Source organism: Pseudomonas sp. Irchel s3a10, assembly GCF_900187525.1.
Classification (GTDB): Bacteria; Pseudomonadota; Gammaproteobacteria; order Pseudomonadales; family Pseudomonadaceae; genus Aquipseudomonas; species Aquipseudomonas koreensis_G.
On sequence record NZ_FYDR01000001.1, the window covers coordinates 446,441 to 470,199 of the forward strand.

Here is a 23,759-nt window from a genome sequence, read left to right on the forward strand (position 1 = left end):
GTTACGCCCCATGACGAACCTTTTCAGGAGACGATCATGCTTGAACTCAGACCTTTCAATACGCTGGGCGGCGCTCACCACGGCTGGCTGGATGCCCATCACCACTTTTCGTTCGCCGAATACTACGACCCGCAGCGCATGAACTGGGGCAATCTGCGGGTGTGGAACGATGACGTGATCGCCGCCGGCACCGGATTCCCGCTGCACCCGCACCGCGACATGGAAATCATCACTTACGTGCGTGAAGGTGCGATTACCCACCAGGACAACCTTGGCAACAAGGGCCGTACTGAAGCAGGCGACGTGCAGGTCATGAGCGCCGGCACCGGCATCGCACACAGCGAATACAACCTGGAAGACAAAGAGACCCGAATCTTTCAGATCTGGATTCTGCCCACGGAAACCGGCGCGCCACCATCATGGGGCGCCAAACCCTTCCCCAAAGGCCAACGCGAGGGTTTCGTGACACTCGCCAGCGGCAAAGACGGTGACGATCAGAGCCTGCGCATTCGCGGCGATGCGCGGTTGGTCGCGGCCAACCTCAAGGCCGGCGAAACCGCTGAATATCAGCTGGATGCGGGACGCCGAGCCTATCTGGTACCCGCCACCGGTCTGATTGAAGTCAATGGCTTGCGCGCGCAAGCTCGAGACGGTGTTGCGGTTCAACAGGAAACCCTGCTGACCGTAACGGCACTCGAAGACAGCGAAATCGTGCTGGTGGATCTGGCTTGATCGCCTGATTCGCAGGCAAAAAAAGGGCGACCATTACAGTCGCCCTTTTGTTGTAGCGAGGGGATTCATCCCCGATAGGCCGCAAAGCGGCCTCTTTTTTTAATGGAGCGGACGGCTACGCAGTCCATCGGGGATAAATCCCCTCACCACAGAAAGAACTCACCTCGCTGGAGATCACTTGGTGCTGATAGCACCATCCACCAGGGTTTGCGCTTCGGCCACCAACTGCTTGAGGTGGTCGTCGCCAATGAAGCTTTCGGCGTAGATCTTGTAGATGTCTTCGGTGCCGGAAGGACGTGCGGCGAACCAGCCATTTTCGGTCATCACCTTCAAACCGCCGATGGCCTGATCGTTGCCCGGCGCATGGCTGAGAATGCTCTGAATCTTCTCGCCTGCCAGCTCGGTCGACGTCACTTGCTCCGGCGACAGTTTGCTCAACAGCGCTTTCTGCTCAGGGTTGGCCTTGGCGTCTACGCGCACCGAGAACGGTTCGCCCAGTTCATCGGTCAGTGCGCGATAAGCCTGGCTTGGGTCACGCCCAGTACGAGCAGTCATTTCCGCCGCCAGTAGGGCCGGAATCAGGCCGTCCTTGTCGGTGCTCCAGACGCGGCCATCCTTGCGCAGGAACGAAGCGCCAGCACTCTCCTCGCCACCGAAACCCAGAGAGCCGTCGAACAGGCCATCGGCAAACCATTTGAAACCGACCGGCACTTCGTACAGACGACGTCCCAGACGCTTGGCCACGCGATCGATCAGGCCACTGCTGACCACGGTTTTACCCACAGCCGCATCGGCGCGCCATTGCGGACGGTTCTGGAACAGATAGTCGATGGACACCGCCAGATAGTTGTTCGGTGCCAGCAGACCACCCGACGGGGTGACGATGCCGTGACGATCGTGATCCGGGTCGCAGGCGAAGGCTACGTCGTAACGTTCCTTGAGACCGATCAAACCTTGCATGGCATGGCTGGACGATGGGTCCATGCGGATCTGACCGTCCCAATCGACGGTCATGAAACGGAAAGTCGGATCGACCTGCTTGTTCACCACGTCCAGATCAAGACGGTAATGCTCGGCAATCGCCGACCAGTAGCGCACCCCTGCTCCGCCCAACGGATCTACACCCAGACGCAGCTTGGCGTCGCGAATGGCATCGAAGTCGATCACATTGATCAGGTCGGCGACGTAAGTGTTCAAGTAGTCGTGACGGTGGGTGGTGCTGGCCTTGAGCGCCTGTTCGTAGCTGATGCGTTTGACGCCTGCCAATTTGTTCGCCAGCAGCTCGTTGGCCTTGGCCTCGATCCACTTGGTGATGTGGGTATCGGCCGGACCGCCGTTGGTAGGGTTGTATTTGTAGCCGCCGCTTTGTGGCGGGTTGTGCGAGGGCGTAATCACGATGCCGTCGGCCAGCCCCGAAGTACGGCCACGGTTATAGCAGAGGATCGCGTGCGATACCGCCGGAGTCGGCGTGTACTCGTCACCTTCGGCAATCATCACGGTCACGCCATTGGCCGCCAGCACTTCCAGCGCACTCGCCCCGGCCGGGGTAGACAGCGCGTGAGTGTCAATACCGACAAACAACGGGCCAGTGATACCCTGCGCTTCGCGGTACAGGCAGATCGCCTGGCTGATCGCCAGGACGTGCCACTCATTGAAACTCAGGTCGAAGGAGCTGCCGCGGTGCCCGGAAGTACCAAACGCCACACGCTGGGTGGCAATCGAAGCGTCCGGTTGGCCGGTGTAATAAGCCGTTACCAGTCGCGGGATGTCGACCAACAATTCTGCCGGTGCCGGTTTGCCCGCAAAAGGACTGATAGTCATGCAAAACCTCTGAGATAGAGTGGTTCAGGAAATACAGCGCAGTTTACTGGCAGTTCGACCACAGCGCGACGGGATCTATCCGACAGATTTCAACGTTCATTCCAGCGGCGCCAAGCGCAATGCATCACCCAGCCTGTCGAGCGCTCCACCCAAGCCGCTCTCGCCATGATCCAGCAGGCTCAAGCGCAGATGCCGACGGTGCAATCCCTGCAAGCTGAACAGCTCGCCGGGCGCGATCAGTACCTGTTGCCTGAGCAGGCGCTGAAACACATCGCGCATGTCCAGCGGCCGCCGTGCCCGCACCCAGACCGTCGCCCCGCCATGTGGTTCGACAATCTGTAGCGCATCGCCCAGACGCTCGCGCAACAAGTGGATCATCGGGGTGCGCCGCTCCTTGAGGAGCCGGCGAAGCACGTGCAGATGCTGATCGACCCGACCGTTTCCATACAGACGAGCGATGGCCTTCTGGCGCACGGGCGATAACCGGAACGAGCGCATCAGAAAATGCCGCTGCATTTCGTTCTTCCACTGGCGCGACAACACGTACCCGTAGGGAGCTTCGAGACCGATGAATTTCTCGAACGTGGAGAAGATCAGCAGTCGGTCAGGATCCAGATGATCACGCAAACGCTCAGCGCCGGTTGCCTCACCCAGTTCACCGTAGCAGTCGTTTTCCAGCACCCAGGTGCCGTGCTCGCCAAGCAAGCCGGCAATCGTGTTGCGGTTATCCGCAGGAACCGGTGTACCGCGCGGCATGCACAGGCCCGAGGACAGCAGAATCAGGCGCACATCTTCGGTCTTGAGCAGTGTTTCCAGCCGTTGCGGCTCCAGCCCGCCACAGGCCTGCAACGGCAGTTCGATTACACGCACCTCTGCCGCCTGCAGCAACCGCAGTATCACCCAGTCACAGGGCGACTCGACCAGTATGGTCGTGTGCCTGAGCTGCAGAACGGCCACCAGGATCTCCAGCACCCCGCGCATATCCGCGCCGATGTAAACATCCTCGGCGTGCCAGCATTGCTTCGGCGAGGTGGTATAGCGGGCCGCCAGAACGGTGCGCAACTCCAGCTCACCACAGGGTTGGTCGAGCAACGGCGGCTGGCGGGGATACTGGCGCAGCAGTTCACGCTCCAACAACAGCAATGGACTGTCCAGTGATTGCAGCGAAACCGGATCATCCGCATTCAACAATCGCATGCCCGGCTGCCGCGCGTTGACATAGAGCGATTCGAGCAGATCATTGCTCATGGCGGGTGGCCTCAGCCCCGCAACCGCCCTGGCGTAATACCCGGACTTGGCCACCGAATAGATCCGCCCTTCCTTTTCGAGCAACGAATAGGCGTATTGAATGGTCGAGATCGACACGTTCAAGCGATCTGCCAACTGACGCAGCGATGGCAGCCTTGCATTGCCATCGCCAGCCGACTCGGCCATCAAGCGCGTCAGGTAACGGTAGACCGCCTGGTAGGCAAAACCGGATTCCCGTGCAGCCTTCATGAGACGGATACCATAACCGACGGTGCGCCGAAGGATCGCTCGCTCACCTCATCGTTCCGCCGACCGATCACCCACGCCGGCGCCATCGAGACCTGCCGCGTCGAGTGCCGCCTCCAGTGCTTGCCGGGGCGCACCATGCGCTGGCAAGGGTTCCATGGCGTAGAGGCGACAGATGAGCCGGACCGGCAACCCGCTGACGTCCACCATCCACTGCAGCACCTGCTCCGGGCCGTGCAACCCCTGCATGGCCCGATGCAAATCAGGCAGCGCCACCAACATGCCGGGATGACAACTGCGCAGGAACCGCTCGAGCCCGGCTCCACGCTCGATGAACGGCGTGAACAGCAGGCATACCCACTGCGCTTCGTTAAGACCGTAAGTCTGCTGTAGCCAGTTCGCCGCCGCTTCGCGCAGCTCTTCAGTGGTCTGCCGTTGCCCCAGTCTTGCGATCATCTGCTCGCAGACCGGTTCCGGCACCCGCTGCATCTGCATATTCGCCAGCATGCGCTGGACATGCTCCGAGAACCCCGCTTCATAGCTGCGGCCGCTGATGAATTCGGCTTCCAGACCGCGTAAATGGGCCTCGATCAAAGGGTCGGCATATTCACCCTCACCCAGGTGAAACATCCCTTCCTCTGCTTCGAACCCCAGAAACTCGCTCAAGAGCGGCCAGCGTTCTTCAAGATTGCCGACCGCCATGTCATGAATGTCGACAAATGTCGTACGACGACATGACTCGAAGCCCCCCTCGGGGCGCCAGCATTGCCGCTCCGATTCGGGGTAAAAACCGCGATACAAATCCCCTCCCAAGCCGTCGAGCAAGGCGAACAGCTCATCGAAGGTCCCGGAATTGGACTTCAGCGCGCCGATACCGGCTTTCTGCACGGCCCGGTCGAGGTCTTCGACAAACTGCTTCTGGCGACGCGGCGATTCGCTGGCGAGCCAGGCATCGACGCCGTTACCCCAGCGCGCAATCTGGCCATAAAATTCGGCCCAGGCCAGGCAGGCGTCGTCCCGCCACTCAAGCTTCTCGCCCCTGGCACGTCGATGCCCCATCAGCAGCAGATTGGTGCGATGGGCATCCGCACTGTCCTTTTCGAGTGGTGCCAGAGGATTGAACGGCAACACTTGTCGATGTTCCACCATCAGCAACTCGACACGGGGATCGTCATACAGAAACAAGGCAGCGAAGCTGCGGTGCAGGTTGTTCAGCGCCGCCGCCCCCGCTCCGCTGCGGCGCAAGGTGGCGACACGCAACTGGAACGTGGCGGGTGCGCGGCCGGCGATACTCAACTGGGCGGCGCGCAGCAGCGCCAGCATGTAGCAACTGTCGCGGGTACCGGATGGCGTCACCATGACCTTGTATTCACCCATGCGCTCCATTCCGCCGGCGGCGACCACCAGCCGCTGGATCAGCAACTGCAGCGCTGTGCGCTCGGCTCTGGAAAAGAAACTCAGCAGGCGTTGCAACACTTGCTGGTAGACATAGTTCATTGCCTGATCATGGATCGTGCTCATCAGTACTTTACCCGGCGTAAAAAATTCATATCGCGCATCAGCGATGATGCTGGCGCAATAAATTCATCAATAAGTAATAGACGATCAAATACTAACACTTATGATTTTGAAGTTATTTGAAACACTTGCTGCGAAGAAGCCTGCAATCCTGCTGCCTCAGGTGACGTAAACCCCCGCCGCCATTGAGTTTTTTCTGAACTCAAAATATCTGAGGAAACTTCTTACAGCGTCCCACGAACATTGAGTACAACAAAAGCAGAACGACAATAGGAAATACCCTACAGTCATTAAACAAAATCCGGCATATCGCCCACGAGAGGAAACTTTAAACGCGCAACAAAAAACAGAATGCACAGACATGGCTCATTCCTTGAGATGAAAGTAATCATTCAATTATCAGGGCTTATATGGCGATTAGAAGATACAGATGGCAGACAAAAACCGGTTCAGATGCACAACCGGCCACGCATCATGCTTGGTCTGTCTGATGATTTGCGAGGGGTAAAACGCAAGAGTCCGTGGGGCCACGGACTCTATTCGGAGGGAGTTACGCGGGTTTGACCTGCAGGGCGACCCGTTCACGACAAGGGCATTCATCCATGTAGCGGTGCGCTTCGACGAACTCGTTGAACGGAAAAACCCGTGTCTTCAACGGCAGCAGCACGCGGTCGGCCGTCAACTGGTTGATATCACGCAGGGCGCGCTGCAAGGCGACGTGGTCCTGAGTAATGCCCAGCTCGGGTTTACCGGTGAAATTGCCGATGCAGTGTACGAAGAACTGGATGTTCTTCTGGAACGCCGCGCAGGCCGGGAATGGTGTCTGGTTACCGCCCTGCAGACCATACAGGACAAGGCTGCCACGCGGTGCGAGCACATCGCCGAGCAACGACATCTGCGGACCGCCCAGACCGTCGAACACCACATCGACGCCACGGTTGTCGGTGATCTTGTTGATTCGCATCAACAAGTCTTCTTCCTCGGTGACGATGACTTTCTCGGCACCCAGCGACAGCAGGTATTCACGCTCATCAGCGGTTTTTGTCGCGGCAATCACCCGCACACCCATGGCCTTGCCCAACTGGACAAAGGACGGACCGGCGCAATGGCTGGCGTCAGTGACCAGAGCAAACTGCCCTGGTTTGACCCGCGCCAGATCGGCATAGGCGAAATAGGCGATCAACAACGGCGTGTAATGCACGCTGGCCTCGACCGGACTGAGCACATCCGGATAACGGGTCAGCGCGGTGCGTGGCAGCACGATCTGCTCACCATACACCGGGTAGTCGTTCGGGCTTTCGGCCGGAAAACTGGCCACCTTGTCGCCGACCGACAGATCGTCCACACCGTCACCGACGGCGGTGACCACACCGGCCATTTCATGGCCGAGACCGGACGGCAGGCGTGCCTGGGACGAGGCCAGGTTCTGACGCCAGAGAATGTCGTACCAGCTGATGCCGATCGCCTCGACACGCACCTGCACTTCGCCAGGACCTGGCTGAGCGGCCGCATGCTCTTCGCATTTGAGCACCTCGGCCGGACCAAACTTGTGAAAACGGATCGTGCGGGACATCGCAAACCTCGTCAAAGTAACCTCTAATGCCCTGAACTCTATCTGGGCTTTTGACCCAAGACTATCAGTGGCTATTAATAGTCGACATGCCTGTCATTGATTCCGCAGTATGAACGGCATTGGCAAAATCGATGAAAAAATGCCGCAATCGGCCCGGTAAAGCTGAATTTAGCGGTGCAGAGTACCAGCCTTTCCCCGTAATATTCATGCCGGCCATTGTTCTCATATGGTCGCTCTCGTCAAGCTTGATGACTCTGCCAGGACTCCAGATGAATCGTAATGACCTGCGTCGTGTCGACCTGAACCTGTTGATCGTATTCGAAACATTGATGCACGAACGCAGCGTGACCCGCGCCGCCGAGAAGCTGTTTCTCGGCCAGCCGGCGATCAGTGCGGCGCTCTCGCGCCTGCGCAGCCTGTTCGATGACCCGCTGTTCGTGCGCACCGGACGCAGCATGGAACCGTCCGCCCGCGCGGTGGAGATCTTTGCCCTGCTCTCGCCGGCACTCGACTCGATCTCCACTGCCGTCAGCCGTGCCGCCGAATTCGACCCGGCCACCAGCACCTCGGTGTTTCGCATCGGCCTGTCCGACGACGTCGAATTCGCCCTGCTGCCGATGCTGCTCAAACGCCTGCGCGCCGAAGCACCGGGCATCGTCCTCGTCGTGCGTCGGGTCAACTACATATTGATGCCAAGCCTGCTGGCCTCCGGCGAAATCTCCATCGGCGTCAGCTACACCACCGACCTGCCAGCCAACGCCAAGCGCAAGGTACTGCGCCGCAGCCAGCCAAAACTGCTGCGCGCCGACACCGTGCCCGGCCCGCTCAGTCTGGATGACTACTGCGCGCGTCCGCATGCACTGGTGTCGTTCGCCGGTGACCTCAGTGGTTTTATTGATGAAGAGCTGGAGAAACTCGGGCGTAAGCGCCATGTGGTGCTGGCCGTGCCGCAGTTCAACGGTTTGAGTACGCTCCTCGCCGGCACCGACATCGTCGCGACCGTACCGGATTACACGGCGGAGGCGCTGACGGCTGCGGGCGGTGTGCGCGCGGAAGATCCGCCATTGCCGACACGTACGTTTGAGCTGCACATGGCTTGGCGTGGATCGCAGGATAATGATCCGGGGGAGCGTTGGTTGCGGTCGCGGATTCAGATGTTCTTTGGCGATCCGGACAGCCTCGAGCTGCCTGCACATTAAGCAGGCAGCCAAACATTCAAATCCCGGCCCGGCTGTTGCGATAAATCGACACGCAGTAAAACGCCAGCGCCGATGCCGCCAGCATCCCGCCAACCCCCCCGACATAAGCAAAACCAAACTGACTGCCCACCCAACTGCCCACCAGTGCCCCGCCGCCGATACCGATGTTGTAGATCCCGGAAAACAGCGCCATCGCCACATCGGTGGCGTCCGGCGCCAGTACCAGGACTTTCGACTGCAACGCCAGCCCGAAGCCCATGATCGCCATGCCCCAGAACACACTCAGCACGCCGAGGTATGAGACGTTGCCGCTCAACGGCAACAGCAAAGCCAGGCACAAGGCGAGCACCGATACGCAGATGATCAGAAAGCGCTGCGGGTTATAGCTGTGCAGGTAGCTGAACAGCAGCGAGCCGAAAATACCGGCGCCGCCGAATAACAACAGCAGCAGCGTCACCACCTCACCGCTCATGTTGGCCACGGTCAGTACGAACGGCTCGATGTAGCTGTAGGCGGTGAACTGTGCCGTCACTACCAGCGCCGTCAGGACATAAACGGCCACCAGCGCCGGTCGCTTGAGCAATATCGGCAGACTCTTGAGCGAGCCCGAGTTCTGGCTGGGCAGCAGCGGCAGCACCTTCGCCAGACAGAACACCAGCGCTGCCGCAAAGCCTGCAATCACGAGAAAGGTCGTGCGCCAGCCCATGGCCTCGCCCAGCAAGCGGCCAAGGGGAATGCCCAGCACCATCGCCAGCGAAGTACCCGTAGCCAGCAAGCCCAAGGCTTGAACCTGTTTGCCCGGGGGTGCCAGGCGCACGGCCAAAGACGCGGTGATCGACCAGAACAACGCATGCGACAGCGCCACACCGATCCGGCTCACCAGCAGTACACCGAAGCTGGTCGCCAGACTCGACAGAATGTGACTGGCGATAAACATTCCGAACAGCACGATCAGCAGTTTCCGCCGCTCGACGTTGCGTGTCAGGAGCATGATCGGCAGCGATGTCAGGGACACCACCCACGCATAGATGGTCAACATCAGGCCGACCTGCGCGGTCGACATGTCGAAGCTGCTGCCGATCGAACTCAACAGGCCGACCGGGACAAACTCGGTGGTGTTGAACACAAACGCGGCCAATGCCAGGGCAATCACTGCGTACCAGTTGCCGTTGTTTGTCGCCGTAGAATCACTCATTAAAAGTCGTTTTACTCGTTGATGATCGTGCGTGTTTTGTACGCAGCGATCTGTGTCCATTTGTCGGTTTCTGGTCCACCGATTGCCGAATGTGTCGACGTTCAGGGGGACGTTGGATCAGATGGACAAGCCACATGATCCTGTCCTGTGCGGCCATTTATTGGCTTGGGGAGTTCGTTTTGTACTCCCGCCGATTCAACCCTTGCGGATTCTTGCTCGCTCCGCAACAAACATTTGTCATCAAACCAATTGATAGCACCCTAACGAAAGGTGCATGCTAGAGGGCTCGAATCGGTCTTATATCATTCCGAATGATAGTTACCTTTGCTTCATTCGATTCGTGCCATCACACCCCGCCGAGCATCATCCGCCCATCTTCAATACATTGGCGGATGATTCCATGGAACAGTCACTCAAACATTTGCGCTTCCCCTTGGCCATGTTGGCCATGCTGGTGATGAGCGCCTGCGGCAAGACTCCGGAGACTGCCGCCACTATGCCCGCTGCCAAAGTCAGCGTGGCCAAGGTGCTGGAACAACCGGTCAACGAGTGGGACGAATTCACCGGACGCCTCGAAGCGCCGGAAACCGTTGAAATCCGTCCGCGAGTCTCCGGCCAGATCGACGACGTCGCCTTCACCGAAGGCGCACTGGTGAAGAAAGGCGACCTGCTGTTCCAGATCGATCCGCGTCCTTTCCAGGCTGAGGTTCGCCGCCTCGAAGCCTTGGTCGCCCAAGCCCGCGCCACCGCCACCCGTAGTGAAAACGAGGCCGGTCGTGGCGAACGTCTGCGTGCCAGCAATGCGATCTCCGCCGAACTGGCCGACTCGCGTACCAGCGCTGCCCAGGAAGCCCGCGCCGCCGTTGGCGCCCTGCAGGCGCAACTGGATCTGGCCAAGCTGAACTTGAGCTTCACCCGCGTTACCGCGCCAATCAGCGGTCGCGTCAGCCGTGCGGAAATCACCGCCGGTAACTTGGTGACCGCCGACACCACCGCGCTGACCAGCGTGGTCTCCACCGACAAGGTCTACGCCTACTTCGACGCCGACGAGCGTGTGTTCCTCAAATACACCCAACTCGCCCGCAACGGCCAACGTGGCGCCACCACCCCGGTTTACATGGGCCTGTCCAATGAAGACGGCAACCCGCACCTCGGTCAGATGAACTTCGTCGACAACCAGGTCAACCCGAAAACCGGCACCATCCGTGGTCGCGCGGTGTTCGACAACAGCGACGGCAGCTACACCCCGGGCCTGTATGCACGGCTGAAACTGGTCGGCAGCGGCACCTACAACGCCATGCTGATCAACGACGAAGCGGTCGGTACCGACCTCGGCAAGAAGTTCGTGCTGGTGATGGATGCGGACAACAAGACCGCTTACCGCGCCGTCGAACTGGGACCGAAGATCGAAGGCCTGCGCATTGTGCGCAGCGGTCTGAACAAGGACGACACGATCATCGTCAAGGGGCTGCAGCGGGTACGTCCGGGTTCGCCGGTAACGCCTGAAGTGATCCCGATGGCCAGCGAGCAGACCATTGCCGCTCTGGCTCAACAACGTCAAGCGCTGGAAGCCAGCAACCTGCCCAAAGTCGCGCACGCCAAAGGTGCACAGGGTACGGCTGTGAAGCTGGCCGCTACGACCCCACGCGGTTAAGGGACGACAACTCCGATGAATTTTTCCCAATTCTTCATTTCACGGCCGATCTTCGCAGCGGTGCTCTCGCTGTTGATCCTGATCGCCGGTGCGATCTCGCTGTTCCAGCTGCCGATCAGCGAATACCCGGAAGTCGTGCCACCGACCGTGGTGGTGCGTGCCAACTTCCCGGGCGCCAACCCAAAAGTCATCGGTGAAACCGTGGCCGCTCCGCTGGAGCAGGCCATCACCGGCGTCGAGAACATGCTGTACATGTCCTCGCAGTCCACCGCTGACGGCAAGATCACCCTGACCATCACCTTCGCCCTGGGCACTGACCTGGACAACGCGCAGGTGCAGGTGCAAAACCGGGTGACCCGGACCGAGCCGAAACTTCCCGAGGAAGTGACGCGCATCGGTATCACCGTCGACAAGGCCTCGCCCGACCTGACCATGGTTGTGCACTTGACCTCGCCGGACAAACGCTACGACATGCTCTACCTGTCCAACTACGCGATACTCAACATCAAGGATGAGCTCGCTCGTCTGAACGGTGTTGGTGACGTGCAGCTGTTCGGTATGGGCGACTACTCGCTGCGGGTCTGGCTCGATCCGAACAAGACTGCTTCGCGCAACCTGACCGCCACCGACGTGGTGACCGCCATTCGTGAGCAGAACCGTCAGGTGGCGGCCGGTCAACTCGGTGCGCCCCCTGCGCCGAATGCCCAGAGCTTCCAGCTGTCGGTCAACACCCAGGGCCGTCTGGTCAGCGAGGAAGAATTCGAGAACATCGTCATTCGCGCAGGCGACAACGGTGAAATCACTCGCCTCAAAGACATTGCGCGCGTTGAACTGGGCTCCAGCCAATACGCGCTGCGTTCGTTGCTGGACAACCAGCCGGCGGTGGCGATCCCGATCTTCCAGCGCCCAGGCTCCAATGCCATCGACATCTCGAACGATGTTCGCAGCAAGATGGACGAGTTGAAGAAAAACTTCCCGCAAGGCATGGACTACAGCATCGTATATGACCCGACGATCTTCGTGCGCGGCTCGATCGAGGCGGTTGTTCACACCCTCTTCGAAGCACTGATCCTCGTGGTGCTGGTGGTGATCCTGTTCCTGCAGACCTGGCGCGCCTCGATCATTCCGCTGGTGGCGGTGCCGGTATCGTTGATCGGTACGTTTGCAGTCATGCACCTGTTCGGCTTCTCGCTCAACGCCCTGTCGCTGTTCGGCCTGGTACTGGCGATCGGTATCGTGGTCGACGACGCCATCGTGGTGGTGGAGAACGTCGAGCGCAACATTGAACTGGGGCTCAATCCGTTCGATGCGACCAAGAAGGCCATGGGTGAAGTGACCGGCCCGATCATTGCAACAGCGCTCGTGCTGTGTGCGGTGTTCGTACCCGCCGCGTTCATCTCGGGCCTGACCGGTCAGTTCTACAAGCAGTTCGCTTTGACCATCGCCATCTCCACGGTGATCTCGGCCTTTAACTCGCTGACCCTGTCTCCAGCACTGGCCGCCGTATTGCTCAAGGGTCACGACGCGCCGAAAGACCGGTTCTCGCGGGTTCTGGACAAGATCTTCGGTGGCTGGCTGTTCCGTCCGTTCAACCGCTTCTTTGACAAGGCCAGTCATGGCTACGTCGGTACCGTTCGCCGGGTCATCCGTGGCAGCGGCATCGCCCTCTTCCTGTACGCAGGTCTGATGGTGTTGACGTTCTTCGGTTTCTCCAACACCCCGACCGGTTTCGTGCCCGGCCAGGACAAGCAATACCTGGTCGCTTTCGCGCAACTGCCGGACGCCGCGAGCCTGGATCGCACCGAAGAGGTGATCAAGCGGATGTCCGATCTGGCGCTAAAACAGCCGGGCGTGGAAAGCGCCGTAGCGTTCCCTGGCCTGTCGATCAACGGCTTCACCAACAGCCCGAACGCCGGCATCGTGTTCGTGACCCTGAAACCGTTCGACGAGCGTAAAGACCCGAGCATGTCCGCCGGTGCCATCGCCGGGGCCTTGAACGGTCAGTACGCGAACATTCAGGAAGCGTACATGGCGATCTTCCCGCCGCCGCCGGTACAAGGTCTGGGCACCATCGGTGGTTTCCGCCTGCAAATCGAAGACCGGGGCAACCTGGGCTACGACGAGCTGTACAAGGAAACCATGAACATTATTGCAAAGAGCCACAACGTGCCGGAACTGGCCGGGCTGTTCACCAGCTACACGGTAAACGTGCCGCAGGTCGATGCCGCCATCGACCGCGAGAAAGCCAAGACCCACGGCGTGGCCGTCAGCGACATCTTCGACACCCTGCAGATTTACCTGGGTTCGCTGTATGCCAACGACTTCAACCGTTTCGGACGCACCTATCAGGTCAACGTTCAGGCTGAACAACAGTTCCGTCTCGAATCCGACCAGATCGGTCAGCTGAAAGTGCGCAACAACAAGGGCGAAATGATCCCGCTGGCGACCTTCATCAAGGTCAGCGATACGTCGGGCCCGGATCGCGTGATGCACTACAACGGCTTCATCACCGCAGAAATCAACGGCGCGGCAGCCCCCGGCTACAGCTCCGGCCAGGCCGAGAAAGCCATCGAAAAACTGCTGAAAGATGAACTGCCGAACGGCATGACCTACGAGTGGACCGACCTGACCTACCAGCAGATTCTGTCCGGCAACACTGCACTGTTCGTGTTCCCGCTCTGCGTATTGCTGGCGTTCCTGGTACTCGCCGCGCAGTACGAAAGCTGGAGCCTGCCACTGGCGGTGATCCTGATCGTACCGATGACCCTGCTGTCGGCCATCACAGGCGTGATCATCTCCGGCGGCGACAACAACATCTTTACCCAGATCGGCCTGATCGTACTGGTGGGCCTGGCGTGCAAGAACGCGATTCTGATCGTCGAATTCGCCAAGGATAAACAGCTGGAAGGTCTCGATCCGCTGGCTGCGGTACTGGAAGCCTGCCGTCTGCGTCTGCGGCCGATCCTGATGACCTCCTTCGCGTTCATCATGGGTGTGGTGCCACTGGTGTTCTCCAGCGGTGCCGGTGCCGAGATGCGGCATGCCATGGGTGTGGCGGTGTTCTCCGGGATGCTTGGGGTGACCTTCTTCGGTCTGTTGCTGACGCCAGTTTTCTACGTGTTGATCCGTAATTTCGTCGAGCGTGGCGAAGCCCGCAAAGCGGCCAAGGCGCAATCACTTCAAAAGCCACTGGAGGCGCACCAATGAGTCTGAAAGTCTTCCTGCCGAGTCTGCTGGTGCTGGCGTTGAGCGCCTGCGCTGTAGGCCCCGACTACAAGACCCCAGCCACGGAGGCGGCCAACATCACGGCCGCCACCGACGGCGCCGCCGGGCAAAAGAACTTCGACCGTTCGAAATTCGAAGGCATCTGGTGGCAGCAATTCGATGATCCGACCCTCAACCAGTTGGTGACGCAATCGCTGCAAGGCAACCGTGAACTGCGCGTGGCGTTCGCCCGCTGGAAAGCCGCCCGGGCGATCCGCGACGACGCCAGCAACGATGCGATGCCGACCATCACCAGCCGCGCCAGCAGTGATCTGGCCAAGGGACAAATCCCTGGCCAGACCACCAACCGGGTCAACAGCGAACGCTACGATCTGGGCCTGGACATGGCCTGGGAACTCGATCTGTTCGGGCGTATCCAGCGCAATCTGGAAGCCAGCGACGCCGACCAGCAGGCGGCCGAGGCCGATCTGTACCAACTGCAAGTCACCATGATTGCCGAACTGGTGGACGCCTACGGTCAACTGCGCGGTGCGCAATTGCGCGAGAAGATCGCCGTGGCCAACCTGGAAAACCAGCAGGAGTCACGCAAGATCACCATCAGCCTGCGTGATGCCGGCGTCGGTGATCAGCTCGACGTCGAACGTGCCGATGCGCGTCTGGCCTCGGTCGAAGCCAGCGTGCCGCAATTGCAGGCGGAACAGGTTCGGCAGAAAAACCGCATCGCCACTCTGCTGGGCGAGCGTCCGGACAAACTGACCGTGGATCTGAGCCCGAAAGACTTGCCGGCGATTGCCAAGGCCTTGCCGATCGGTGATCCGGGTGAGCTGCTGCAACGCCGTCCGGACATCCTCAGCGCCGAACGCCAACTGGCTTCGGCCACCGCGCGGATCGGCGTGGCGAAAGCTGACCTGTTCCCGCGGGTCAGCCTCAGCGGCTTCCTCGGCTGGACGGCCGGGCGCGGTTCGCAGATCGGTTCTTCGGCGGCCAATGCCTGGGCACTCGGCCCGAGCATCACTTGGGCAGCGTTCGATCTGGGCAGCGTGCGCGCCCGCTTGCGCGGTGCCGATGCGGATGCCGAAGGCGCTCTGGCGACCTACGAGCAACAAGTGCTGCTGGCGCTGGAAGAATCGGAAAACGCTTTCAGCGATTACGGCAAACGTCAGCAACGGCTGATCTCGCTGATTCGCCAGAGTGAATCGAGCCGCAAGGCTGCCGATCTCGCGGAAATCCGTTACCGCGAAGGCACCACCGATTTCCTCGTGCTGCTCGACGCCCAGCGTGAACGCCTGAATGCCGAAGACACTCAGGCCCAGGCCGAAGTCGATCTGTATCGCGGCATCGTCGCGATCTACAAGGCCCTGGGTGGTGGCTGGCAGCCGGAGACGGTCGCCAGTAAGTAATAGTTGTTAAAGAGCTCCTTTGGTTGGCCGCAACCAACCAATTTTTTTGCCCCGCGTATCATTCGGTCGCGGGGTTTTTTTTGGCCTGATGGTTTTGCGCTTCCAGAACAGTGACAGTGGCTGTCGTACCGGCCCTTAATCGATTCTTGCCGGCATAGTCGCCATCAATGCCGATGCGCACCGGCACCCGCTGCGCCAGCTTTACCCAGGTGTAACTCGGATTGATATTGGCCAGCAGTCGGCCACCCGTGGCGTTTTCCCGGTCGGCGATGGCAAAGGCGATGCTCTGGACCGTGCCACCAAAGGTTTCCCCGCTCATCAACTGCACGCGCACGCGGTTCCCCTCCTCGATTCGCGGCAATTTGGTCTCTTCAAAGTAACCGCTGACGTAGAACGAATCGCTGTCGACCAGTGCCAACAGTGCGCCACCCGCCACCGCGTAATCACCCTGGCGGGTCAGCAGATTAGTGACGTAGCCGCTGACTGGCGATTCGACACGAGTACGCTGCAAGTCCAGCTCCGCCTGAGTCAGTGCAGCAATCGCCAATTGCACATTGGCCTCGGCCAGCCCGAGATTGGCCTGATTGCGCAACAGATCAGCCTGAGCCACCGCCACATCGGTATTGGACTTCTCCCATTCTTCCCCGGAAATTGCAAAACCCTGCTTGAGCGTACGCCGGCGCCGCTCTTCGCTCTGGCGTTGTTTGAGCAACGCTTCACTGGCGACGATGGATGCCTGTGATTGTCCCAGCGTCGCCTTCGCCACCTCTACCGAACGCCGCGCGTGCTCGACTGCCAGGCTGTAGCGCGCCGGATCGATCTCCATGAGCAATTGCCCCTTGTCGACATGCTGGTTGTCCTGCACCACGAGGCTGACGATACGCCCGGAAACATCGGCTGATAGCGTCACCACATCCGCCCTCACCCGCGCATCCCGCGTCCAAGGCGCACGGGTGTAATGCTCCCAGGCAAACCAGCCAAGCACGATGGCCAGCAACACCACCGCTAATGTCGTTGTTCGAGCGAGTAGCACTTTCAAGGCATCAGGCTCCCATCAGCAAAATCAGCGTGGCACAAACGCATGCATACAAGGCGCCCTCAAACAGCGCCTCGTGCCAGACCAGTCGCAACACCCCGAGACGTCGCAAACACCAGTCCAGGAGCATAAATATCGGTATCGCCAGCAATAAGGCCTGGGCAATGGGTGGCAGATAAACGCCGCCAATTTCGAAATCAATGGGCAAGGGCCGGCTCTCCTTCCGAGACGTTACGGTGCAGGTATTCGCCGTGGCGTGTCAGGAAAGACACAACGATCAACAGCGCCACGCGCATGCGAAACACCGACCACAAATGTTCGTGGCTGGCGACGTGCAGCTCGTCGAGTTCATCACCCAATACCTGGAGCGAGGTCAACAACGCTTTGAATTGCACGTCCTGGCGCCCGGCCACAAAACGGCCGGTCTTGCGCAGGGTCGAAGCCAATTGCTGGCTGAGCGCGTCCGTCAGCAGCGCATTGTTCTGTGCCTGCTGCCGGAGTTGATGCATTGCTACGCCCAATGCGACGCACGCCAGGCTGATTTCATAGAGCTGCTGCATGGCGCGGTCGTTCGCGGCCGGCAGCAAGCCAAGCATGCTGGTCAGTCGGTCGACCATACGGCTCTCGAAAGCGAATTGCTGTTCATCGGTGGCGGGTTTTTTGGTCAGTTCATAGACCTGCTCACGCGCCTCTTTATAAAAGCGGCGAATGCGCAATGCAGGGCGGAACGGGAAAATCCATGCGTAGACAATCAAAGCGAGCATCGCCGCGCTGACATAGGCGCCAGCGAATTCAAACCATTGAATCGCAGTGTTCTGTCCGGTGCCGACATTCTGTGGGCCGAGCAGGAGGAAACTCGACAATCCAAGCCCCATGCCAATGCCCGCGGTCGTCGGGCTCGCCAAACCGACAGCGATCACGTACAGCAGCGGTGCCAGCATCAACGCCAATGGCTCGAAATCACTGACGGTCGGCACCAGCATGAATTGATAGAACGCCGAGACCACCAGTGCCAGTCCCAACCCGCGCGCGTAACTCTGCGCGGCCATCAGCGGTCGCGGGAATGTCGCCATCAGCGAACAGAGAATCCCCACCAGAATCATCCCGCCCCGCGCGCCATCCCAGGCGGTTTCGATCCAGATCAACCCGGCCGCCAGCAATGCGGTAAAGGCGCGGATGGCGTTCATTGAAGCCAGTGTGAAATCAAGATGCAGCGGGCTGGCCTGACCGCGATACAGACAACTGGCTTCGCGCCCTTCCTGAATGGCATCACTCAACTCCAGAATCTGCGCCAGTTGCTGCAACAGCCGCGCCTGCTCCCAGCGCAACGCCCACGCCAGCGAGCGCAGGGTAGCGCTCATGTCTTCGGTCAGTTTTTCGGCCTCATACGCCAAGGCTTCAAACTGCTGCTGCAGCGTGATGAACTGATGCCGCCGCTCGGCGGGCAGCGCCCGACCCAGTTGCGCCAACTGGTCGAGAAGCGCGAGTTCTTCTGCACGCAAGCGCTTTACGTCCAGAGGAAGATCGCCCTCCCAACGTTCGGTGAGCAATTCGCGCTGATGACGTAATGCAGTCAAACGCGACGTCAGCAACATCAGTTGATTACCCAACAGCAGCACCAGATTGTCGGCACCGCGCAACCGTGGGGCATCGAAATACAGATGGCGGCGCAACCCTTCGAGCGCGCTGATTTCACCGAGCAACTGCATCTGACGGCGCTGAAAGTCGGCTTCACTTTCTTCTGTGCGAATCACCGCAGCGGAGTGACTGGCAGCCAGTTTGATCACCTGATCGACCTTGGCGAAGTAACCTTTGGCAACTGCTTCCGGACGCGCAGTGAGCAGGCTGACCACGCAGACGCACGCTACGGCCAGCAAGGTTTCGGTAACGCGGGTGACAGCCAGCAGAAAGGTGCCGTCCTGGTCGGGAATGGCCAGCAAGGCCACCACCACGGCGGTATAACCACTGAGCACAAACGCCTGAGAACTGGTGTAGCGCAGCAATGTACCGCCCGCGGTGCAGAGCGCCAGCCACAGTGCCAGCGTTGTGATGAACGGAAGCGGCGCCTGCGGGAATATCGCCATGATCAACACCGCCACTGCAGCACCCAGCGTGGTGCCGATCACCTGACCGAAACTACGCGCCAGCGCCATGCCGGCCAACGGCTGGCTGACAATCACGACGGCCATGATCGACCACTTGGGTTGGTCGAGATCGAACAAAAACGCCAGATACAGCGTCAATAGCCCGGCGGCAATGGTGCGCAGGGCAAACAGCAGGACAGCCTGACCGGGATGGATCACGACCTGGAAATAATTGCGCAGGGCTTGCATGGGGGCTCTCATCGAAGCGACTCCTGCAAGCGTAGACTCTGCTTCGAATGCCTGATGGACAACTGAATCGACAGATGTTGTAGGGCGATTCGCATGCACGGGGTTTGACTCACGGCCGTCGCTGGTCGAAGCTTGCCGTTCTGCTATAGAACGCCCGTTCACGGAAATCTGCATGCCTCAGTCCCGCCGCTACCTGCTCATCAGCCTTGGCCTTGTGCTGCTCGTCGTCATTGCCTGGTTAACCCTGCGCTCCACCGCCCCGGTGGTGCCAGAAGCGATCAAGCGCGGCTACAGTGAAGCCCTTACGGCGGCGCGCGCCGGTCAGCCGGGAGCCGCGCGGCAGTTGTATCAGCAACTGGGGCGCCCGGATCTGTCGGTCAAGCGCATTGTCTGGCTGCTGGCCGAGCTGCCCAACTATCCAAGCCCGCAAGCGCTGAAACTGGCCGACGCCCATCTGCAGAACGAAGCCCCCGAAGTACGGCTGGCGGCAATCCAGAGTGTGGTCGGACTGGTGCCCGGCGGACAACGCAGTCTGCTGCTCGGACCGATGCTCGACGATGAGGATCAAAGCGTACGGTTCGCCGCGATCAATGCCCTGCTCGGCCTGACGCCGGATCAACTGGGACTGTATTTCGCCCCGCTGCAGCAAGCCATCGATGGCTGGGAACAGGTGCTCAAGGGTCAACCGCAAAGCGCCGCCACCTATGCGCAACTGGCGCGCCTGTATCTGCACAACGCCGAACTCAAACAGGCGCAGCAGGCGCTGGACAACACGCTGCGTCTGGAACCGGGCAATCTGCCGGCGCTGGTGATGCAGATCGATGTCCTCGACCGTCAGGGTCAGAGCGACGCCGCGCGCCAGTTGCTCGCCAAACAGTTGCAGGCGCAACCGGATTCCGCCTACCTGCAACACGCGCTCGGGCTGTGGCTGTTGCACCATGACCAGCGTGAGTTCGCCCTGCTCGGCTTGTCCAAAGCGGTGGAACTTGAGCCGGACAACAAGGATTATCGCTACGACCTCGCCACCACCCTGCACGCGGCCGAGGAGCTGGAAGCGGCGCAAAAGCAGTTGCAGGAAGTCGTCCAGCGCCACCCCGCCGACCGTAAGGCGCGGGTGCTGCTGATCAACTACTGGAAGGAAAGCGGCCAGTTGCAGAATGTGCAGATTCTGCTCGCGCAACTGGAACAGATGAACCCTGATGACCCGGCGTTGCAGCAGGGACTTTGAGCCTTTACCCGTTAATTCAATGACACTTTGATATCGAAACCTCGGAACCAGTCATGACTGCAAGCGGTCAAGTAATCAGGTAGAGCACAACGGCTGATACAGCCTGCTGCCTCGATTCCCCTAGTCATGAGAGGGCATTCTTTGTCTACGTCCAACGAGTTGATCAGTGCAAAAGCCGCCACCGGCATCGTCGGCCTGGATGACATCCTCGCCGGCGGCTTGTCCCGAGGGCATGTGTTTTTGCTCGAAGGTGAACCCGGTACAGGCAAAACTACCGTCGCGTTGCATTTCCTGATGGCGGGCGCCCGTGCCGGCGAACGCTGTCTGTACATCACACTGTCGGAAACCGAGCGTGAATTGCGTCAAGGCGCGGCGTCCCACGGTTGGGAGCTGAACGAGAACATTGAAATCTTCGAGCTGACGCCGCCCGAAAGCCTGCTCAACGCCGAGCATCAGCAAAGCCTGCTGTACTCCTCCGACCTGGAACTGGGCGAAGCCACCAAGCAGATTTTCGAAGTGGTCGAGCGCTTCAAGCCGACCCGCGTGGTGCTCGACAGCCTGTCGGAGATCCGCCTGCTGGCGCAGAGTTCGCTGCGCTACCGCCGGCAGATTCTGGCGATCAAACATTACTTCGTGCGTTACGACGCCACCGTCCTGCTGCTTGACGACCTGACCACCGAGTCGCTCGACAAGACTGTGCACAGCGTGGCCCACGGGGTGATCCGCCTCGAAGAACTGACGCCCAATTATGGTGCCGAGCGCCGCCGCGTGCGCATCGTCAAGTACCGCGGCCAGAAATACCGTGGTGGTTACCACGACTTCACGATCATGGGCGACGGCGTCCATGTGTTCCCGCGACTGGTGGCTGCCGAACACCGCAGCGACTACCCGCGCCTGCAACTGAGCAGCGGGATTCAGGAAATGGATTCCTTGCTCGGTGGCGGGGTCGAAACCGGCTCCAGCACGTTGATTCTTGGCCCGGCCGGTACCGGCAAATCGCTGATTTCGATGATCTTCGCCGCTGCCGCAGTGGCGCGGGGCGAAAAAGCCGCGCTGTTCATCTTCGATGAAGAGCTGGGCCTGCTGTTCGAGCGCATGAAAAACATCGGCATCGACCTCAAGGCCCTGCAAGCCACCGGCAACCTGCTGATCGATCAGGTGGACGCCGCCGAACTGTCCCCCGGCGAGTTCTCGCATCGGGTGCGTCGCTGTGTTGATGAGCGCAACATCAAGACCGTGGTGATCGACAGTATCAACGGCTATCAGGCTGCGATGCCGGAAGAAAACGCGCTGGTGCTGCACATGCATGAGCTGCTGCTGTATCTGAACCGCAAGGGTGCGGCGACTTTCATGACGGTAGCCCAGCATGGCCTGGTCGGCGACATGCAGGCGCCGGTCGACATCACTTACCTGGCGGACACGGTGATCCTGCTGCGCTACTTCGAAGCCATCGGCAAGGTTCGCCGGGCCATTTCCATTATCAAGAAACGCACTGGCAGCCACGAATCGACCATCCGTGAATACCGCATTTCGGGCCAGGGCATGACCATCGGCGAACCGCTGGAAGCGTTTCAGGGCGTGCTGCGTGGCGTGCCGACTTACCTCGGCGCGAGCAATCCGCTGTTGCGGGAAGAAACCTTGTGACAGCTTCCGTATCACTGTCGGAACGGGCGCTGATCCTGGCGCCCATGGGCCGGGACAGCCAAGTGGCGCTGATGATCCTCAATGAGGCGGGTTACGCCGGGGTCATCACCCCGGATCTGGGCGCGCTGTGCGCAGAACTGGAGCCTGGCGCCGGACTCTTGTTGATTGCCACCGAAGCCCTGCGCGGCCCTGAACTGGAAACGCTGCTGCATTTTCTGGAGCAGCAGCCGGCTTGGTCGGATCTACCGATCGTCTTGCTGACCCACCACGGCGGCCCTGAGCAAGGCCCCTCCTCACGCCTGAGTGAACTGCTGGGTAACGTCACCTTCCTTGAGCGTCCGTTTCATCCGGCGACCCTGGTCAGTCTGGTCTCCACCGCCCTGCGCGGGCGACGACGACAGTACGAAGCCCGCGATCGCCTGATCGATCTGAGTGAAAGCGAACGCCGACTGCAATCGACCCTGGAAACCCTTGAGCAACAGGTCGAGGAACGCACCGCGCAACTGCGCCACAACGAAGAAGCCTTGCGCCAGTCACAGAAAATGGAAGCGGTCGGTCAGCTCACCGGCGGCATCGCTCACGACTTCAACAATATGCTCACCGGGATTATCGGCAGTCTGGAACTGCTGCGCCGGCGACTGGCTCGCGGACGCCTTGATGACCTCGACAGCCTGATCGACCTGGGCGTCACGTCAGCCAACCGCGCCGCCGGCCTGACCCACCGTTTGCTGGCGTTTTCCCGTCGACAATCGCTGGACTCCAAAGCCGTGCAGATGAACACGCTGGTGCTGTCGATGGGTGAGCTGCTGCAGCGCAGCCTCAACGAAAGCATTCAACTCGACATGCGCCTGAACGACGACTTGTGGGTGGCCGAAGCCGACCCCAATCAACTGGAAAGCGCCCTGCTCAACTTGGTGCTCAACGCCCGTGACGCGATGCCGGAGGGCGGCAAACTGGTGGTCGAAACCAGCAACCAGGTGCTTAAGCCGGAGTTCACCGAGGCCTACCCGAATCTCGAGCCTGGCGACTACGTGATGCTCAGCGTCACCGATAACGGCAGTGGCATGCCGCAAAGTGTGGTCAACCGCGCGTTCGATCCGTTCTTCACCACCAAACCGATCGGCCAGGGCACCGGGCTGGGCCTGTCGATGATCTACGGCTTCAGCAAACAGTCCCGGGGTCATGTCTCGATCCACAGCGAAATCGATCAGGGCACCACGGTCAAACTGTACCTGCCGCGCTTTCGCGGCGAAGAGCTGGAGCATCCGGTGTCCGATATTCAGCAGGCCCCGGAAGCAATGGATGGCGAAACCGTGTTGATCGTCGAGGACGACCCCGCCGTGCGCGTGCTGGTCAGCGCGGTGCTCAGTGAGTTGGGTTACGCGTTTGTCGAAGCCGGCGATGCCGACGGCGCCGTGCCGATCCTCAACTCGACACAGCGCATCGACCTGCTGATCAGTGACGTCGGCCTGCCAGGCATGAACGGCCGGCAATTGGCGGAAATCGGCCGACAGTATCGGCCGGGGCTGAAGGTGTTGTTCATCACCGGCTATGCCGAGCATGCCGCCGTGCGCGGTGGCTTCCTCGACTCGGGCATGCAGATGATCACCAAGCCGTTCACCTTCGATCTGCTGACCGCCAAGGTCCGCGAAATGATCAAGAACTGATCCCCCAAAACGACTGTAGGAGCTGCCGCAGGCTGCGATC

General features: G+C 60.2%; 16 protein-coding genes. 8 read left to right on the forward strand and 8 right to left on the reverse strand.

Annotated features, from left to right (window positions below; translation table 11 throughout):
* The first annotated feature begins 36 nt into the window (after positions 1-36).
* Positions 37-732 carry a pirin family protein gene (locus CKW11_RS02010; protein WP_095135984.1) on the forward strand — a complete coding sequence of 232 codons (696 nt, stop codon included), beginning with the start codon at positions 37-39 and terminating at the stop codon, positions 730-732.
* Between the two features lie 174 nt (positions 733-906).
* Here CKW11_RS02010 and pgm read toward each other — a convergent pair whose 3' ends face one another.
* The 4 genes from pgm to CKW11_RS02030 all read right to left on the reverse strand — a co-directional run bounded on the left by pgm (position 907) and on the right by CKW11_RS02030 (position 7,138).
* A complete protein-coding gene (gene pgm / locus CKW11_RS02015) occupies positions 907-2,553 on the reverse strand; it encodes a phosphoglucomutase (alpha-D-glucose-1,6-bisphosphate-dependent) (protein WP_095135986.1) in 1,647 nt (548 codons plus the stop codon).
* A 96-nt stretch (positions 2,554-2,649) separates the two neighbouring features.
* The gene (locus tag CKW11_RS02020; protein ID WP_095135988.1) at positions 2,650-4,050 is read right to left on the reverse strand and encodes a PLP-dependent aminotransferase family protein; all 1,401 of its coding nucleotides are present in this window, start codon (positions 4,048-4,050) and stop codon (positions 2,650-2,652) included.
* Positions 4,051-4,098: 48 nt separating this feature from the next.
* Complete coding sequence (locus CKW11_RS02025; RefSeq protein ID WP_095135990.1) at positions 4,099-5,568, reverse strand: hypothetical protein; 1,470 nt, start codon at positions 5,566-5,568, stop codon at positions 4,099-4,101.
* Positions 5,569-6,115: 547 nt separating this feature from the next.
* Positions 6,116-7,138 carry a zinc-dependent alcohol dehydrogenase family protein gene (locus CKW11_RS02030; protein ID WP_095135992.1) on the reverse strand — a complete coding sequence of 341 codons (1,023 nt, stop codon included), beginning with the start codon at positions 7,136-7,138 and terminating at the stop codon, positions 6,116-6,118.
* Between the two features lie 269 nt (positions 7,139-7,407).
* Here CKW11_RS02030 and CKW11_RS02035 point away from each other — a divergent pair, with 269 nt between their 5' ends.
* Complete coding sequence (locus tag CKW11_RS02035; protein WP_095135994.1) at positions 7,408-8,337, forward strand: LysR family transcriptional regulator; 930 nt, start codon at positions 7,408-7,410, stop codon at positions 8,335-8,337.
* A gap of 16 nt (positions 8,338-8,353) precedes the next feature.
* On the opposite strand, the gene CKW11_RS02040 is transcribed toward CKW11_RS02035, so the two are convergent.
* Positions 8,354-9,532: a sugar transporter gene (locus CKW11_RS02040; RefSeq protein ID WP_095135996.1), complete on the reverse strand. Its 1,179-nt coding sequence runs from the start codon at positions 9,530-9,532 to the stop codon at positions 8,354-8,356.
* Positions 9,533-9,932: 400 nt separating this feature from the next.
* Here CKW11_RS02040 and mexE point away from each other — a divergent pair, with 400 nt between their 5' ends.
* The 3 genes from mexE to CKW11_RS02055 are packed head-to-tail and all read left to right on the forward strand — an operon-like array spanning position 9,933 to position 15,811.
* Positions 9,933-11,186, forward strand: a complete 1,254-nt coding sequence (mexE, locus tag CKW11_RS02045; RefSeq protein WP_095135998.1) for a multidrug efflux RND transporter periplasmic adaptor subunit MexE — start codon at positions 9,933-9,935, stop codon at positions 11,184-11,186.
* 15 nt (positions 11,187-11,201) lie between these two features.
* The gene (locus tag CKW11_RS02050; RefSeq protein ID WP_095136000.1) at positions 11,202-14,393 is read left to right on the forward strand and encodes an efflux RND transporter permease subunit; all 3,192 of its coding nucleotides are present in this window, start codon (positions 11,202-11,204) and stop codon (positions 14,391-14,393) included.
* Positions 14,390-15,811, forward strand: a complete 1,422-nt coding sequence (locus CKW11_RS02055) for an efflux transporter outer membrane subunit (RefSeq protein WP_095136002.1) — start codon at positions 14,390-14,392, stop codon at positions 15,809-15,811. Before CKW11_RS02050 ends, CKW11_RS02055 begins: the two co-directional genes overlap by 4 nt.
* A 58-nt stretch (positions 15,812-15,869) precedes the next feature.
* Here the strand turns inward: CKW11_RS02055 and CKW11_RS02060 are convergent, their stop codons facing one another.
* Genes CKW11_RS02060 through CKW11_RS02070 form a run of 3 tightly spaced genes read right to left on the reverse strand, consistent with a single transcriptional unit; the run spans position 15,870 to position 19,180 of the window.
* Complete coding sequence (locus tag CKW11_RS02060; RefSeq protein ID WP_095136004.1) at positions 15,870-16,850, reverse strand: HlyD family secretion protein; 981 nt, start codon at positions 16,848-16,850, stop codon at positions 15,870-15,872.
* 4 nt (positions 16,851-16,854) lie between these two features.
* Positions 16,855-17,055: a DUF1656 domain-containing protein gene (locus CKW11_RS02065; protein WP_016774855.1), complete on the reverse strand. Its 201-nt coding sequence runs from the start codon at positions 17,053-17,055 to the stop codon at positions 16,855-16,857.
* Positions 17,045-19,180, reverse strand: coding sequence for an FUSC family protein (locus CKW11_RS02070; protein ID WP_095136006.1), 2,136 nt, complete (start codon positions 19,178-19,180; stop codon positions 17,045-17,047). Before CKW11_RS02070 ends, CKW11_RS02065 begins: the two co-directional genes overlap by 11 nt.
* A gap of 172 nt (positions 19,181-19,352) precedes the next feature.
* On the opposite strand from CKW11_RS02070, the gene CKW11_RS02075 reads away from it, so the two are divergent.
* From CKW11_RS02075 to CKW11_RS02085, 3 genes are all read left to right on the forward strand, one after another.
* Positions 19,353-20,408 (forward strand): tetratricopeptide repeat protein, encoded by a 1,056-nt coding sequence (locus CKW11_RS02075; RefSeq protein ID WP_095136008.1) that lies wholly within the window; start codon positions 19,353-19,355, stop codon positions 20,406-20,408.
* A gap of 141 nt (positions 20,409-20,549) precedes the next feature.
* A complete protein-coding gene (locus CKW11_RS02080; protein WP_095136010.1) occupies positions 20,550-22,052 on the forward strand; it encodes an ATPase domain-containing protein in 1,503 nt (500 codons plus the stop codon).
* A complete protein-coding gene (locus CKW11_RS02085; RefSeq protein WP_095136012.1) occupies positions 22,049-23,719 on the forward strand; it encodes an ATP-binding protein in 1,671 nt (556 codons plus the stop codon). Before CKW11_RS02080 ends, CKW11_RS02085 begins: the two co-directional genes overlap by 4 nt.
* Positions 23,720-23,759: the final 40 nt, after the last annotated feature.

Bases quoted from the DNA above. Each gene is read 5' to 3' on its own strand.
- CKW11_RS02010 (WP_095135984.1), top strand. From the start codon at position 37: ATGCTTGAACTCAGACCTTTCAATACGCTGGGCGGCGCTCACCACGGC.
- CKW11_RS02070 (WP_095136006.1), bottom strand. From the start codon at position 19,180: ATGCAAGCCCTGCGCAATTATTTCCAGGTCGTGATCCATCCCGGTCAG.
- mexE (WP_095135998.1), top strand. From the start codon at position 9,933: ATGGAACAGTCACTCAAACATTTGCGCTTCCCCTTGGCCATGTTGGCC.
- CKW11_RS02075 (WP_095136008.1), top strand. From the start codon at position 19,353: ATGCCTCAGTCCCGCCGCTACCTGCTCATCAGCCTTGGCCTTGTGCTG.
- CKW11_RS02040 (WP_095135996.1), bottom strand. From the start codon at position 9,532: ATGAGTGATTCTACGGCGACAAACAACGGCAACTGGTACGCAGTGATT.
- CKW11_RS02020 (WP_095135988.1), bottom strand. From the start codon at position 4,050: ATGAAGGCTGCACGGGAATCCGGTTTTGCCTACCAGGCGGTCTACCGT.
- CKW11_RS02035 (WP_095135994.1), top strand. From the start codon at position 7,408: ATGAATCGTAATGACCTGCGTCGTGTCGACCTGAACCTGTTGATCGTA.
- CKW11_RS02025 (WP_095135990.1), bottom strand. From the start codon at position 5,568: ATGAGCACGATCCATGATCAGGCAATGAACTATGTCTACCAGCAAGTG.
- CKW11_RS02030 (WP_095135992.1), bottom strand. From the start codon at position 7,138: ATGTCCCGCACGATCCGTTTTCACAAGTTTGGTCCGGCCGAGGTGCTC.
- pgm (WP_095135986.1), bottom strand. From the start codon at position 2,553: ATGACTATCAGTCCTTTTGCGGGCAAACCGGCACCGGCAGAATTGTTG.
- CKW11_RS02055 (WP_095136002.1), top strand. From the start codon at position 14,390: ATGAGTCTGAAAGTCTTCCTGCCGAGTCTGCTGGTGCTGGCGTTGAGC.
- CKW11_RS02050 (WP_095136000.1), top strand. From the start codon at position 11,202: ATGAATTTTTCCCAATTCTTCATTTCACGGCCGATCTTCGCAGCGGTG.